This is a genomic window from Gimesia fumaroli, assembly GCF_007754425.1.
Classification (GTDB): domain Bacteria; phylum Planctomycetota; class Planctomycetia; order Planctomycetales; family Planctomycetaceae; genus Gimesia; species Gimesia fumaroli.
Map to the genome: position 1 here is coordinate 4,376,804 of NZ_CP037452.1, position 15,487 is coordinate 4,392,290.

General features: G+C 47.3%; 10 protein-coding genes. 7 read left to right on the forward strand and 3 right to left on the reverse strand.

The annotated features are described in order from the left end of the window. Nucleotides 1–333 precede the first annotated feature (333 nt). On the forward strand, nucleotides 334–3,858 hold the full coding sequence (locus Enr17x_RS16480) for a mechanosensitive ion channel domain-containing protein (RefSeq protein ID WP_145310574.1): 3,525 nt from the start codon (nucleotides 334–336) through the stop codon (nucleotides 3,856–3,858). Nucleotides 3,859–3,867: 9 nt separating this feature from the next. Here Enr17x_RS16480 and Enr17x_RS16485 read toward each other — a convergent pair whose 3' ends face one another. Beyond that, on the reverse strand, nucleotides 3,868–4,329 hold the full coding sequence (locus Enr17x_RS16485) for a YiiD C-terminal domain-containing protein (protein WP_198000620.1): 462 nt from the start codon (nucleotides 4,327–4,329) through the stop codon (nucleotides 3,868–3,870). A 115-nt stretch (nucleotides 4,330–4,444) separates the two neighbouring features. Beyond that, nucleotides 4,445–5,233, reverse strand: coding sequence for a hypothetical protein (locus Enr17x_RS16490; RefSeq protein WP_145310578.1), 789 nt, complete (start codon nucleotides 5,231–5,233; stop codon nucleotides 4,445–4,447). 385 nt (nucleotides 5,234–5,618) lie between these two features. Here Enr17x_RS16490 and Enr17x_RS16495 point away from each other — a divergent pair, with 385 nt between their 5' ends. The 3 genes from Enr17x_RS16495 to Enr17x_RS16505 all read left to right on the forward strand — a co-directional run bounded on the left by Enr17x_RS16495 (nucleotide 5,619) and on the right by Enr17x_RS16505 (nucleotide 9,804). After that, nucleotides 5,619–6,359 (forward strand): alpha/beta hydrolase, encoded by a 741-nt coding sequence (locus tag Enr17x_RS16495; protein ID WP_145310580.1) that lies wholly within the window; start codon nucleotides 5,619–5,621, stop codon nucleotides 6,357–6,359. Nucleotides 6,360–6,568: 209 nt separating this feature from the next. Continuing rightward, nucleotides 6,569–8,881: a hypothetical protein gene (locus tag Enr17x_RS16500; protein WP_145310582.1), complete on the forward strand. Its 2,313-nt coding sequence runs from the start codon at nucleotides 6,569–6,571 to the stop codon at nucleotides 8,879–8,881. Further along, entirely contained in the window at nucleotides 8,878–9,804 is a 927-nt protein-coding gene (locus tag Enr17x_RS16505; RefSeq protein WP_145310584.1) for an ABC transporter ATP-binding protein, read from the forward strand. Before Enr17x_RS16500 ends, Enr17x_RS16505 begins: the two co-directional genes overlap by 4 nt. Nucleotides 9,805–9,817: 13 nt before the next feature. Here the strand turns inward: Enr17x_RS16505 and Enr17x_RS16510 are convergent, their stop codons facing one another. After that, nucleotides 9,818–10,624: a carboxylesterase family protein gene (locus Enr17x_RS16510; protein ID WP_145310586.1), complete on the reverse strand. Its 807-nt coding sequence runs from the start codon at nucleotides 10,622–10,624 to the stop codon at nucleotides 9,818–9,820. A 388-nt stretch (nucleotides 10,625–11,012) separates the two neighbouring features. On the opposite strand from Enr17x_RS16510, the gene Enr17x_RS16515 reads away from it, so the two are divergent. The 3 genes from Enr17x_RS16515 to Enr17x_RS16525 all read left to right on the forward strand — a co-directional run bounded on the left by Enr17x_RS16515 (nucleotide 11,013) and on the right by Enr17x_RS16525 (nucleotide 15,482). Next, on the forward strand, nucleotides 11,013–13,871 hold the full coding sequence (locus Enr17x_RS16515; RefSeq protein WP_198000621.1) for a HEAT repeat domain-containing protein: 2,859 nt from the start codon (nucleotides 11,013–11,015) through the stop codon (nucleotides 13,869–13,871). Between the two features lie 122 nt (nucleotides 13,872–13,993). Further along, nucleotides 13,994–14,359, forward strand: coding sequence for an STAS domain-containing protein (locus Enr17x_RS16520; RefSeq protein ID WP_145217763.1), 366 nt, complete (start codon nucleotides 13,994–13,996; stop codon nucleotides 14,357–14,359). 58 nt (nucleotides 14,360–14,417) lie between these two features. Beyond that, nucleotides 14,418–15,482, forward strand: coding sequence for an LOG family protein (locus tag Enr17x_RS16525; protein ID WP_145310590.1), 1,065 nt, complete (start codon nucleotides 14,418–14,420; stop codon nucleotides 15,480–15,482). Nucleotides 15,483–15,487 lie beyond the last annotated feature (5 nt).

Sequence of the window (15,487 nt, forward strand, 5' to 3'; positions counted from 1 at the left end):
TCGATTTTCTTTTATTTCTGATCTTATGTTATATCGACTTATGCATACCAAAGACATGGGGCCGCAATTCTCATCAATCACGGTTGTCTTGGAACCCATAGATGATTTGACTCTGAAAGCGAGATCTCTGCTTACCCCTGAGCAGCGAATGTACGTTTTATAAACATGAAGCTCCGAAACCAGAAAAAGATTGCACTCCAATGCGCATTTTCACAAAGGGAGCAGGCATCACACCTTGCTGAATCGAGCCCCGACCAACTAAACTGACGCTCGCAGAAACAGCGCTTACCTGCATTTGATTACCACTCTATTCTTCACAAAAGTTAATTCCGTATGACTCATCGTCGTCAGTATATAAAAACATCTCTACTCCTGGTCATTGCTCTGTCCTGGTTTTCGTCTCTGGAATTACAGGCTCAGCCTCCCTCCAAGACACCTCCTCAGCCAGCGAATACCAGCTCATCCAAAGATGCCCCTTTAATCACCGCCGAGGAGATTCAAAAGCGAATCGAACAGGTCAAAGATATTAAAGACCTGACCGAGGAGAATCAGAAAAAAGCCACTGAGCTTTATAACCAAGCACTGGCCAATCTGAAAAAATCAGACGATTTCCAGAAAGCCACGATCGAATTTGCAACCAATACCCAAAATGCGATGCAGAGGCTGAGTGATCTCAAAACCAAAATTGAAAGTTTGAGCAGGAAACCGGCCCCTTCCTACAAGCGTATCACAAACCTGCCCCAGCTCGAGCAGGATCTTGTTCAAGCAGAGCCTTTATTGGAAGAAGCAAAACAAGAGCTGGCGAAATGGGATGCGGAAATGGCACGTCGCCCCAATCGTCAAAAGGATGCCTTAAAGCGCGCCAGTGAGATTGATGAAAAGCTGAACGAAATTCAAAAACAATTAGCCGTACCCGGTCCGGCAGACGAGCCAGCTGTCGTGGGCGATGCCAGAAAACAGGAACTCGAAACACGACTGAATCTTCTCAAAACGGAAAAGCCGGCTTTAAAAAACGAACTCAGTTCCTATGACGCAGAGGAAACGGTTGGATTCCCTCGAATCAAACAGGATTATTTAAAGCTGCTCGTCAAACAACAACAAGATAACATCGACGCCTTAAAAGAACAGATCAAGAGCAGACGGGCGATTGAATCCCAGATGCGAGTCGAGGAAGCCAGAGCCAAAGTGTTCGCTACAAACCCACTTTTGCAACCTCTGGCCGAAAAGAACCAGAAGTACGCTGAAGAGATCCAGGCCCTTAACACTAAAATCGAGTCGGTCGATCAAAATTTATCACAAACCACTAAGGTACTGGAAGATCTCAAAAAGCAGTTCACTCAAACAAAAGCGAAAGAAAAATCAATCGGCCTTACAGGACCCATTGGTTTATTACTCCGAAACCAGCAGGCAACCCTCCCCGATATCGAAACTCGTGAACAGAATATTGAAAGTCGTAGTCAAATTATTCATGAAGTCCAGTTGCAAAAATTTGAACTGGAAGAAGCATGGGCAGACTTTCCTACTGCCGAAGCAAAAACAGCAGAAATCATCCAGGACAGCAAAAGAAGATTAACGAAAGAAGAGGAAATCAACCTTGAGAATATCGTCGAAGAAACACTGGAGAAGCAGAAAGAATACTTGGATACGCTGATAAAAAGCAATAAAAATTACTTTGATAAATTACTCAATTTGCAAATCGAAGAACAAGCGCTGGTCAAGCAAACTGGCACTTACTCAGATTATATCCAGGAGCGAATCTTCTGGATCAGAAGTTCTTCCCCGATTTCAGCGTCCGAGTTCAAACAAATTCCCGGTTCGCTTAAATGGCTGCTGTCTCCCACCCACTGGAAACAACTGTTCCAGGCCATCCAGCAGGATGTTGTCAAGAATCCGATCATATATGGAACCGCCTTTTTCTGTTTCCTCAGCCTGATTTATCTGGCGTATAATGTGCGACAGCAACTTCGAATCATTAACAAAGAAATCATCCGCAGTAACTTCCGCAAATTTGCGATTACCGCACGCGTCGCTTTTCTCACACTGTTTATCGCCATTGTCTGGCCGGGCTTCATCTGGTTCCTCGCCTGGAGAATCGGCAGCAATTCCAACGCACCGATTTTTGTCAAAGCCGTGGACTACAGTTTGCGCCAAGTAGGCTGGCTGCTATTTTTCTGGGAACTCATTCGACAAATCTGTCGGCCTTTAGGTCTCGGCGAATCGCATTTCGGCTGGTATAAACAGACGGTTTCCTATGTCCGCAGAAATATTCGCTGGGTTATTCCATTCTCAATCCCACTCCTGTTTGTCACACTTTTATTGCACGGGAAAGAAATTGATCGAAACCAGGACTTTCTGGAACGCCTCTTCTTTGCTGCTCTACTGGTGGTCTATACTATCTTTGCCCGCCGGGTCTTTCACCCCCGTTCCGGCCTCTTTCAGTCCATCCTGAACTACAATCAGGAAGTCTGGTACGACCGCTTCAAATTTATCATCTATTTCTCGACACTCGTCATTCCCTGCGCACTCATTCTATTATCCATCATCGGCTTCTATTTTACGGCGATGAGCCTGTTTCATCTGATCTTTATCACGCTCTGGTTATTTCTCGTCGTCATTATATTCAGAGCATTACTGCTCCGCTGGATTTTAATTCACCATCGCCAACTCAGCTATAAGCAGAATCAAGAACGATTGCAGACGCTCCGTAAAGAGGCTCAGGATCCAAGTACAGAAGCGAAGATCGCAGGAATTACAGGCATCACTATTGAGGAGGAAAACCCCGCTGACCTGACAAAGATTTCTTCTCAGATCAAAAAACTGATCAACGCTTCAATGAGTGTGATCCTGCTGATTGGAATCATCTGGATCTGGGGAGATACGCTACCTGCCTTTAATCGACTGGATACATTTGAAAATCGGATCTGGCTCACCACAACTGAGACCGTAGAAGAAAGTACGGACGATAATGGGAATCTGACCACGAAAGTGATCGAAAAACTAGAACCCGTCACCTATCTGGATGTCGTAGTCGCTATTATCCTAGCCATCTTTGCTGTGATCGCGACGCGTAATATCCCGGGCTTTCTGGAATTCGTTGTACTGCAACGACTCCCCCTGGATGCACCGGTGAAATATGCCATCACCAGCCTTGCCCGCTATGTGATTGCGCTGATTGGAATTTTCATTGTCTTTTCAACACTCGGCCTGGGTTGGACAAAACTGCAATGGCTGGCAACCGCATTGACTTTTGGTCTGGCCTTTGGTCTGCAGGAAATCTTCGCCAACTTTGTATCCGGCCTGATCCTGCTGATCGAACGACCGATTCGAGTCGGCGATATCATCACTGTCGATGAAATCACCGGCGTCGTATCACGAATTCGAATGCGTGCCACCACAATCACCAACTGGGACCGCAAAGAATACATCGTCCCCAACCGGGAATTTATTACGGGTAAACTGCTGAACTGGACTCTGACCGATTCTGTCAACCGCATCACCATCACCGTAGGAGTTGCCTACGGCACCGACACGAACCAGGCGACTGATCTGGCAATGAAAATCATTACCAATCATAAACGGGTTCTGTCAGACCCCATCCCCAGTATTACATTCGAATCCTTTGGAGATAGCACACTCGATTTAACAATTCGAGCGTATCTACCAGATCTTGAAAATCGGCTTTTGGTGATCCATGAACTGCATACCACTATCCATGAAGAATTTAACAAAGCAGGAATTGAAATCGCATTTCCTCAGAGAGACGTGCATCTGTTTTACGGAGATAAAACTCTCGAACAGACAACATTAAATCTAAATCCTGGTTCAGCAGATACGCTAGACAAGCCGGAACAGTCTTAACCTATGACCTCAAGCTGATTCCAATCGCTTCGCCACGAAGGTCCCTTTGATGACGGCGGCCACTTCATCGTCTCTCGTGACGCGCGATTGCAATTCAACCCGGGCGCGTCCTTTGCGTTGTAAGCCGGAATAAAATTGCTCCCAGATCTGGCCGTCCGGAAAAGGGCATTCGCCAAGAAAGTCAGATTCAATCGGCTTGAGAAATTCCATCTCACTTTTCTGAATCACAATTTTATAGCGGCAGCCGTCTGATCGCAGTCGCAGGTGAATCAAAGTCCAACCCGCCAGAATTCCCAGGCTGGCAATGCTGCCTCCAAAGGCGGTTTCCTGATGATTCAGATTGGGGCCCAGTTTGGCACTCAGCTTCAAAGCATCCTTCGACTCTGGCAACACTTGGATCTGCATGGCCCGTGTGACTGGAATGTGCTGATGCAGGTACGCCGTTACTTCTTCCGCATCAAAATCCAGCATGAGTATCCTTCCAGCAACATGATCCATAACCATTCGAAACTCGAAGGTAGTCTGATATATCATTTGGAAAAACACAAGCGTTGCTGGTTCTTCATCTCGAATTCATCAAGCACAATCACCCCGCCGAGGGGGACGGCGGCAGAAATTCAGGCCCCTGCTGTGAAGGAACGGAACGATTGGGAGGAATCGCTGGCGGAAACACCGAAGGCTCCTTTCGCGAAGGCTTCCAACGGGAATCATTCTCGGACTGAAGTTCTTCAGGCTGACGAAGTGGCGTTGATGGTTGTTCTCTTCCCACTTCAGAAGGCAGTCCCGGTCGGGGCTTCGGAAACAACCTTCGTTCCGGTCCAATCCGCGAAAGAGGCGCATACCGGGCCTGTAGCAGCCCAATCGAACCTTTCATCTCCTTTAGAGTCTGGTTCAGTCTACTCAGACTTTGCTCGGGAACCATTCGATAAGGAAATCCCTGGTATTGAAAACAGGGCTGTGGGTAACCATTCCCTCCATAAAAGACATATCCATTCGGTCCCGTTGGCTCGATTACAGGATCACGCAGAACTGGCAATCGGCCTGACTGAAGGGATTGATCCAGATCGTCAACCAGCATGCGTAAATCGTCTAATGCCTGATCCATGCCTTGAACCGGCGCGTTCAAAACAATCATCCGTTGAATCGTGTCCGCCATTTCATGAATCTGATAGGCCTTGTGAAACAGAGTACGTTGCCCTCTGATTCCACGAAACTTTGTACGGATCTCACGACACAGAGTAAAGGAGTCACGATTCAGTTTCCCGCCAACCGACTCAGGATTGATAACCTGTTGGGCATACAGAGAACGATCCTGTATGACGACAAACCCCAGTAGCACCGCTATGGCTGCCCAATTAATGTATCGCTGAAACATCACATTCTCCCTTCCTGTGGACAAAATCAGCACAAGATTTGTGCCTCGTCTTTGATCAAACCCTCGATAGCATGACTCCCAACTAAGGCAAAGCATGTTCCTGAAATGCAACATCTCTGATCAGGCACCGATAAAGGACTTCCAACAAAGAACTTACTGCCTAAGATTCTTTGTCACAAAATTACCAAAGGAGAATCGAACAAAAACAATCTGGTGCGATTTCGATGACAATCGGATCAATTTGATGTGGAATTGCATGTAAACTTGAATCGTAATTCAGTCCACTCGATTGCCAAATATCTCTTGGCTCGACACAATACCCCTTTAAAGTACAAATTAACCTTAAACAAAGTCCTCACAAATACTTCGGAAGATTCAAGATTTCATGCCTCTAACAACGCAAACAATTGGCCCGCTCACCTGCCAGATTTACGATGAACTTCCCCCGGGACAATCCCCGAAAATCATTTCCATTGTCAGCCATGGATTCGGTGCACCGGGAGATGATCTGGTCCCGTTCGGGCCTGAAATACTGAGAAGAACTCCTGCCCTCGCAGAACAGATTCGCTTTGTGTTTCCAGCGGCACCTCTCTCCTTACTTGAAATGGGAATTCCCGGCGGCCGCGCCTGGTGGATGTTGGACGTGGCAGAGTTGAACGCCGCGATTGCATCGGGAAATATCCGGGACCAGAGAAACAAAACCCCCGATGGCTTACTGGAAGCGGCTGAAAAGTTCCGGGAATTTGTTGATGCACTGCATACAGAATCCGGATTACCCTTCTCCCAGATTGTGCTGGCCGGTTTCTCGCAAGGTTCGATGATTTCTACTGAAGTCGCCTTAAACCTGCCTCAACCACCGGCGGCACTGGTCATCTGGTCGGGAACTCTGCTATGTGAACAAAGATGGACATCGATGGCAGAAAAAACCGAAAAGTTTCCCATTCAGCAAAGCCACGGCAAACAGGACCCTATTCTTCCTTTTGAAGGGGCAATCTGGCTTAAAGACATGTTGGAACAAAACCAATTCGCAGTCGATTTCTCCGAATTTATGGGTCCTCACACCATTCCGGAAATCGCATTGGAGAAATTTGGATCTCTGCTGACCGATCTGACGGGTACAGACTGAATGAAGAACAGGTTAATCTGTGGAAACCCCTTATTTGTAAAGGCAATGCATTGAGACTGGTCTCTGCTCAAGACATAATAAGAGATTATATATTTGTTTTCATTCTATCGCTGCTATTCGAGTTCATTTCGAATACAAAGCACACCATCACTATCAAAAACTGATTCCTGAATTTATGTTTCAATAAAATGGAATCAGAAAAGAAACGCATGAAATCATCTCTTTTAATCCAATTCAATACGATCTTCTTATTGCTTCTGATTGTGCTCAATGTCAGCCAGCCATCTTTTGCAGCAGAAGACACACAACCATTTGAAGTCAAACAGATTCATGTGGGGTTTGACGGCCTCTACAAGGTAGGTCGCTGGGTCCCGGTCGTTGTTGAATTAATAACGAATGAGCCACAGGAACTGCAACTCTCAGTAGTTGCACTCTCCCCTGATGGCAATCCGACCGAAGTTCCCTCAAAAGTCTACTCGCTCCCCAGGCAGGGAGACTACCAACTCTATTCACAATTCAAAACCGGTTTACTCGACAGCCCCCTGAAAATTCGTTTGCAGGATGCGAAAACAAAAGAGGTGCTCCGTGAGATCTCGTATTCTCCCCAATCGTCTTCAAGTCAATTCACGGCAATCGGATTAGAGCAGTCCGCAGAACTCTGGGCCATAATCGGTTCTATCTCCGGGTTTGATCCAGTATCAACAGAGGCACCAAACGCATTTGATAAAAGCCAGAATCAGTTCACAACATTGCTTTCAAATACCTCGGCCCTGCCTGAAGCCGCATATGGATACGACTCTCTTGACACATTAATCGTCGATTCAAGCTCTTCGGTCAGCACCAAAGAAAACCAGGCCATCCAAAACTGGGTCGCGAACGGAGGCCACCTTGTGGTCTGCGTTGGAGACAACGTGGAAGCCTATCAGAACAGTGAATTTGCGAAATGGGTCCCGGTCAAAGTCACCGGTAAGAATCGCGTTCGCGAATTAAGTAGCCTGGAATTATTTGCAGCCGTGCGTTCTCGAATTCGTGGAGTCGCCACTGCAGCCCGCATTGAAATCGATTCCAATTCCGGAGAGGTTCTGGCAACGTCTCTGGATGGCCCACTGCTGGTTCGGGTTCCGTTTGGACTGGGTGTTGTCACATTCCTTGCTCTGGATTTGAATACCAGCCCGCTTGTCAACTGGGAAGGCTTGAGCAACCTCTGCCAGAAACTCGCCAGCAGATCCAGGCAGCCTGTTTCCAGTAACCAAAAGAATGACACTCTGGGAAAACGAATTTCAAAAACCGGGATTTCTGAAATGGAGACGCAGGTTTTCCATTCTCAGCAGAATTTCCCGGAAGTGAAAAGGCCCTCCCATTGGTGGGTGATGGGCCTGGTTTTGTTTTATCTTCTGCTGGTAGGGCCGCTTGATTATTTTCTGGTGCATCGCATTTTGAAAAAACCTCATATCACATGGATTACGTTCCCGGTTTTAGTCACCTTGGCAGCCGTCTGGGGTATCACATCGGCGCAGACTGATAATGGCAACAGACTGCAGTCCACTCAGCTCAATCTCGTTGACTACGATGCTTCCTCCGGACAACTGCGAGGGCGTTTTTACCTGAATTTATACAGCCCCGAAATGCGTCGCTATCAGGTCAATGTCAATTCGACTGCTCCCGGAAAACAGACTCCTGTCGAATACTTTCCGACACATCTCTCTTGGAATGGCTTACCTGAAACAACATTTGCAGGCATGTATCGGTCCGCCGAAGGAACAATTACAGGCCCCGCCTACCAGTTGTCTGAAGAATCACACTCCATCACAAACCTGCCCATCTTAAAATGGGGGACCAAAAGCCTCAGAGCCGACTGGTCGCGCCAGGAACCGGGCTTACTTGAATCTCGCCTGACAGGAAACAGTTTAGGCCAACTCTCGGGAAGCATGACACATCAGTTTTCGAGCCCCCTGAAAGAGTGGGTGATTGCTTATGGAAACCGGGTCTATATTCCGATTGTCAATCCGGAACAACTAGAAGATTCTTTCATCATCCCCGGTCAAACCTGGAATATTTCCGGGCCTCGCGTGGAATCACGGAACATCAAAGGCTACCTGACCCGGGCCGTCTCGCGTCGCATAGAACAAAAAGGACAGAATAATGCGACAGTGATCACCGTGCAGACCGACTACGACCCCTTCTCCAAAGACACATACGAAATCCTGAAAATGCTGACCTACTATGATATGTCAGGTGGGTTTGGATACACTCGGCTCACCAACCTCTCAGCAGAGCAACTTGATCTCTCTGAACAATTGCGTTTGGGAAGAGCCGTATTGTTTGCCAGAATGGACACTCCACTCAGTCAGGTGCAGCTTGATGATCAACAACTCGATCAGGAGCAGCAGAGCACTTACATCAGAGTGGTCATCCCCGTCAAAAAATCAACAGACATTCAATATGAATTACCTTCGTTGAAAGACGAGGACGATCAGCCGAAAGATCAGAAGGAAACACCTTCCGGGAGCGATAAAGAGTGATTGAAACACGCAATTTAACCAAACGATATGGCGATTTGATCGCTGTCAACAATATCAATCTGAATCTGGGCGAAGGCGATGTCTTTGGGTTTATCGGCCCTAACGGCTCAGGCAAAACAACCACCATGCGGATGATTGCCACATTGCTCAGCCCGGATTACGGTGAAGCATACGTTTGTGGAAAATCGATCTACACGCATCCCGAAGAAATTCGACGACTCGTCGGATTCATGCCGGACTTCTTTGGCGTTTATGATGATATGACCGTACTGGAATATCTCGAATTTTTTGCATCCGCCTATCGGATCAAAGGACCGCAACGCCGCAAAGTTTGTGAAGAAAAACTGGAACTGGTCGACATGACCTTTAAACGAGATGCGATGGTCAACCAGCTCTCGCGCGGCCAGACGCAACGCATCGGTCTGGCAAGGGTTCTGCTGCACGAGCCTCAGGTTCTCTTGCTGGATGAACCAGCCAGTGGTCTCGACCCGCGTGCGCGAATCGAAATTCGTAACCTGCTCAAACGCCTGGGAGAACTTAAGAAAACCGTGATCGTCTCCAGCCACATTCTTCCTGAACTGGCGGACGTCTGTACGCGCGTCGGAATGATCGAAAAAGGTAATCTGATTGTGGACGATAACGTCGACGAAGTCATGAAAAAAGCAAGACAGCGGATTCTGCTCTATGTTGGCGTGAGCGAAAATACAGAAAAAGCCGCTGCCCTGCTGGAATCGCATGATCTGGTTTCAAATATTGAAATCCAGAAGAATGTCATGCTGGTCACGTTAAAAAATGATGTTAAAGACTACACCTTCATCCCCTCACTGTTGATTAACGAAGGATTCCAGCTGAATTTATTCCGTGAAGAGGAAATCAACCTCGAAACGGCATTCATGGAATTGACCAAAGGTCTGGTGCAATAACATCGTTCTGTGGTTACGACTTCTTTTTGGCGGCGGCTCGTTTTGCTTTACGAGCTGCTTCCGCTTTTTTCTCTGCTGCTTTCACTTCTGCTTCAGGCTTTCGCTTCTGCTGTAACAACCATTCGTAAACTTTCGGATTGCTATACGTCTCTGTCCACGAATCATGTCCTGCTTCCGGATAAATCGTGAAAGAGACATCCGCATTCGCTTTCTTCAAGACGTCTACCAATACCTGGGACCGTTCCAATGGCACAGCGCCATCTTTTGCGCCGTGGAATACCCAGATGGGAACATGCTTGATTTTTTTAACCCAGAATTTTTCTCCCCCACCACAAATCGGAACCAGGGCAGCAAACCGGTAAGGAGTATAGGCGGCCAAAGACCAAGTCCCAAACCCCCCCATACTTAACCCGGTTACATAGATCCGGTCTTTATCCACGCGGTATTTCTTCTCAACATCATTGAGTAGTGCCGTTAATTCGACTGGTTGCCAGAGTTGATCCTTGGGACACTGCGGCGATACAACGATAAATGGAAACTGCTTCCCGTTTTTCACTAATTTCGGCGGACCGTGCACGGTGACCAGATCCAGATTGTCGCCTCGTTCTCCCGCGCCATGCAGAAATAACACCAAAGGCCACTTTTCTTTTTGATCGTAATCCTCCGGCAAATAAATCAGATAGTCCATTTTCACAGGAATCGTCGTATTGAGCTCAGCGGCTCCCTGTTTCCCCGACTGCGTTTTCTCCTCAGCCTGTACTCCCGACATACTGACAAGCACAAATAGAGACAATAATCCTGGAATAATTTTCCGCAGCATTGATTTCAACCTCCCGCTATTAGAAATGTTGTTTCTGAGAACTTAAGCAAAATAGGACATGAGCATGACAGAGAATTTTGAAGACTTCAAGCCTCTACCATAACAACAAACAAGACTAATATCACATGTATACATAGGCTAGCATAAAAGATTCGCTGAATTAAACGCTGTAAAGTAACCGATTTGCGGCGTTTCTGAGTCACTTGTCTGAATCAGTGACTCCTTCTGTTCAACCTGCCAAAATGCTCTTCTGCCATTATTCATTTTTTGATAAAGTTTGCCCCTCAATCCTCTCATTCTCTCCTGTCGTTTTCTTTCAAACACTCTCATCTCTCAAATGAATTCTGCCCCCCCTCGCGGACATCGTTTACATTCGAAACCAGTCTCATTGAAACAGTTTACCTCAAGTCTGTTTCTGACTGGTTTCCTGATCTGCTGCGCGCTGCCTGCGGGCTGCCAGAAAAGCCTGCTTCAAAACGTACCCCAGGCACAGCTGCCAGTCGCGTTGAAAGAGAAAGTCTCTCCATCCATTCCCGAGGACCTGAAAGGACTCCAGGTCTATTTGTCCAAGGATTTGTGGAGCCGAAACGATCACTGGTCGGCCTTTCAGGAATGGAAAACACTTCAAAGCCATGCTGCCACGAAAAGTACTCCCCCCTTGGACATTCATCGCTGGGTGTTTGGAACCTTAAAGCCGGATGACATATCATCAGAAGCAATCAAATCAGAAACACCTTCTGACTCGGCGAAAGCTTCTGAATTGGTTGATTCAAAGGATTCTACTGAGGCAACAGCTTCGACTACAGACAAACGAACCGTTGAAACGCAATCCCCCAAAACAGAAAGCTGGTCCTTTAATTCATTGCAGGAATTTTTCATTCGATCAGACTCACTGTCCGCCGAGTCTGATTCCAGGCACAGCTCTGATAAAATCGCCAGACTGAAGCAGCTTTCAAAACATGACTCGCTCGCAGGCTGGAATGCTGCGATTTTATGGGCAATTCTATCCCCAGAAACGGCCTCTGCAACAATCCCCATTCTGGAAAAGCTCGTCTTTGACCTACCAGCGTTCGATCCATCAAAGAAAAACAATGCGCCTGCCCGGCAACCTCTTGAGTTATTCTCCTTAGAGGATAGCCAGAAACCAGGCCAGGACAAATCGAAGCCTCAACTGAAGCAAGTTTCGCCTGCCATGAAACATGCGGCTATCAATGGTTTGTCGCTGGTGCTTGCCCATGCAGATGCCATTCCTCTCGCAACAAAAAACAAACTCACCCAGGCATTACAGCGTCCCGACATCTCCATCGAAATCCGTATTGAATTATACTGTGGTTTAGCCCGATTCATGTCACCTGCAAATATTCCCACCCTGGAACAGTCACTTGAGGTCGGCAATCACAAAACACGCCTTCCCAAAACACTGCGTCGGTCAGCAATGGATGCCTGCCTGATTCACGGACTCTGGTTTTACGGCGATCCCAACCTGCTCGCAAATACAACTGCTCCACAAAAAGAAATTCGGAAATTCGATTCTGCGGTATGGCCAACCAATATCATGCAGGTTCGCTGGGATTCTGATTCCCAGATGCGTACTAATTTTGGCTATTGGACAGTACTGGTTCATCATCCGGATGCGGAAGCGATTCTGATTTCACAGTTAAAAGATGCTGACATCCTGGTTCAAAATAAAGCCATAGAACACCTGGGAACTCTGGGAACAGAAACCGCACTTCAACTTTTGCAAGAACAGGTAAAGCGACCTCAGGAAAGCTCCCGGATCTCAGCCGCCATCGGATTGACTCCCTGGGGACCACACTATCTGGCTCCTCTCACCAAGGACTCATCTGCATCAGTTCGGCTTGCTGCTGCAAATGGCCTGGGATCGACGGCATCTCCTGAAGCGGCTCTTTTATTAAGATCTCTCCTGAACGACCGTAGCACGCATGTGCAAACATCGGTCATCGATTCTATCAGTCAATGGCCGGATGAACTTGCCATTCCCCTGCTTCTGGAAGCGATTCAGGAAGGCGTTTATAAAACACGACGGAAAAGTATCATTCAATTAACGAATCGGACCGGGACAAGTGGATCCATTTCAATTGAAGCATCTAAAGCAGAACGCATCGCCGCTGTCAGAGAACTGGTCCAGTCCCATAATCTTCCGGCAGGATTCTGGAATCAGCTTCTGCAATCGGGGATGCAAAAAACAAAAGAAGTCAATCAAAGTCGGGTAGCAGAAATCCAGGCCTACTTTCAGGATCTCATCAATCAACCACGTGAATCGACACAGTACCAGCACGCGTTTCGAGAACTCGCCAACATCCCACCACATGAATTGGGAATTTTGGAGAAATTGATTCTGAAAACATCCATTGAGCTTCCCAATGAAATCTATACTGAACTGCTTCCAGAACTGGACCCAGACTATGCCGCGTTAAACCAGTTGACGAGTTTGCATGTTACGGATCGACGCCAGGGTGCACAACAGCTTTTACTGAAATCCCAAAATGTGTCGTTGAGTCCAGTTTTTGTAAAACGCCTTCGAAAATTAATGTCAAATGAACAGGATCGCCTTGTCTGGCGAATTGTGATGTCTGCAATTTCAAAAGACAACTACGACGAATCGGCACAACTGGCGCTTCTGGCAATCAATCATAACTGGTCTGACATCAGAATCCTGGGATGTGAGTACTTTGGATCACACGGCTTACCACAGTATGCCCTCTGGCTACTACCTCTGCTAAATGATAAAAATGAATCCGTGCAGATCGCAGCCATCAAAGCCATCGGCCACTGTCATAACCCGATTGCAATCTCTGGCATTCAAAATGAAACACAGAATCAGACTCCGGCTCCCTCTCTGCGATCCAAACTGACTCACTCCAATCAACGAGTCCGTTTTGAAGCCGTCGCCGCCCTGAGTCGCCTGGGTGATGTTGAAGGCATGCAGGAACTGGTGCGACTTTCCATAGATACTCGCAATTCAATTCGCATTGATGCAGTCCGTGAAATGGGGCAATCCGGGCAAACACGATTCGTTGAACCGCTGATCCAAATGGCATGGACAGAGCGCAATCTTACCCCCCTCAAAGAAATCCTCAACAGTCTGGATAAACTGGTTCCCGCATCAGAGCGTCCTGCAGATCTGAACGCTCAGATCAAGCACTCCGAACAAGCAAAAATCTGGATGAACTGGTGGCAAACACACCACTCCGGCCCTTCAACACGACTGTTTACAGGCCGTTAAGTATGAAATCTTGTTTTTGGGGTACTTGAAGCCTGTTCTCCTTTCCTGGATAACAGTATTATGGTTTGAAACCAGAAGATTTCTGTACCCCTCGAATATTTTATTCACTGCGGAATTACTACATGACGAACTACCACGACGACTTTCAATTGGAATGGCATGGAAACACGGTCGTAATCATTCCAGCAAGTAATGTCGAATCTATGAGTTGGGATCTGATTGAGCAGGCAGCCGACATCGTAATGGCTCCGTTACAGGAAGTAGAAATTCCGATGGTCGTGTTCGATTTGAGCGATGTCAGCTACTTCGGCTCCGTATTCCTCGCACTCTTATTAAGATGCCATAAACATGTCCGAAGTCGAGGTGGAGAGTTAGTCTTGTGTGGTGCCAGCAAAATGGCAAATGAATTATTGAGAATCACAGCACTAGACACGCTATGGGCGATATATGAAACCAGAGACGAAGCTCTGGATGCCCTGATGGGCTAAATCACCCCAAAAGTTCTACCAGACAACTCGACCAGTTGTGTTAAAGGATTAATAGTTCATGTCGAGGAAATATCGAAAAACGCGTCCCAGCGTCTCTGAATCTGATGTATTACCCACCGAGCATAGCCCTGAGCTTTATTCGCCCGATTCCATCGTCGCCAGTATCAAAGAGACAGCTGACAAATTACAAAAAGACCAGGCAACGCGCGGCGATCTCAAAATCCTGGACCGTGCCCTGAAAGAACTCAGATACGCGTTTAAAGTATTCACCCCTTATCGCAAGCAGCGCAAAGTCACCGTTTTCGGATCTGCCAGAACCCTGCCCGACGATCCCGCTTATCAACAGGCCCTGCAATTCGGTCGACGCATGGCCGAAGAAAAATGGATGACGGTTACTGGTGCCGGCCCCGGGATCATGGAAGCAGCGCATGTCGGTGCAGGCACAGATATGTCGATGGGCGTGAATATTGTGCTCCCTTTCGAACAGGAGCCGAATTATGTCATTCATAAAGACGAGAAGCTGGTTAACTTAAACTACTTCTTTACGCGCAAACTGCTCTTCGTGAAAGAAGTCCACGCCATCGTTTGCTGTGCTGGTGGTTTTGGAACGCTAGATGAAGCCTTTGAAACGCTCACCTTAGTTCAAACCGGAAAACGCGATCCCATGCCCATCGTTCTGTTAGATACGCCGGGAGGGACCTACTGGAAAGAATGGGAATCGTTTCTAAAGAATAATCTGTTAAAACAGGAATTGATTTCTGAAGAAGACCTGTCCCTGTTTCATGTCACAGACAATATTGAAGATGCCGTCGATGAAGTCATCGGCTTTTACAGCGTCTATAACAGTATGCGGTATGTCAAAGGACGTCTCGTATTGCGGTTGCATGTGGAGCCCAGCAGTCAGTTCGTTGAACAGTTGAATGACGAATTCAAAGACATTCTGGAATCAGGCATCATCACCAAAGTCGAAACACATGAGCTGGAAAAAGACGACGACCACCTGGCCGACCTGCCTCGTATTTCGTTGTTGTTCAATCGCAAAAACCTGGGACGACTGCGACAAATGATTGATCGCATCAACGACGAACTTGCCCCGAAGAACGATGAAGAAGAAGCGGAATAAGCTGG

Excerpts from the sequence above, each read along its gene's own strand:
- Enr17x_RS16490 (WP_145310578.1), bottom strand. The coding sequence starts at position 5,233 with ATGTTTCAGCGATACATTAATTGGGCAGCCATAGCGGTGCTACTGGGG.
- Enr17x_RS16480 (WP_145310574.1), top strand. The coding sequence starts at position 334 with ATGACTCATCGTCGTCAGTATATAAAAACATCTCTACTCCTGGTCATT.
- Enr17x_RS16495 (WP_145310580.1), top strand. The coding sequence starts at position 5,619 with ATGCCTCTAACAACGCAAACAATTGGCCCGCTCACCTGCCAGATTTAC.
- Enr17x_RS16520 (WP_145217763.1), top strand. The coding sequence starts at position 13,994 with ATGACGAACTACCACGACGACTTTCAATTGGAATGGCATGGAAACACG.
- Enr17x_RS16525 (WP_145310590.1), top strand. The coding sequence starts at position 14,418 with ATGTCGAGGAAATATCGAAAAACGCGTCCCAGCGTCTCTGAATCTGAT.
- Enr17x_RS16500 (WP_145310582.1), top strand. The coding sequence starts at position 6,569 with ATGAAATCATCTCTTTTAATCCAATTCAATACGATCTTCTTATTGCTT.
- Enr17x_RS16485 (WP_198000620.1), bottom strand. The coding sequence starts at position 4,329 with ATGCTGGATTTTGATGCGGAAGAAGTAACGGCGTACCTGCATCAGCAC.
- Enr17x_RS16510 (WP_145310586.1), bottom strand. The coding sequence starts at position 10,624 with ATGCTGCGGAAAATTATTCCAGGATTATTGTCTCTATTTGTGCTTGTC.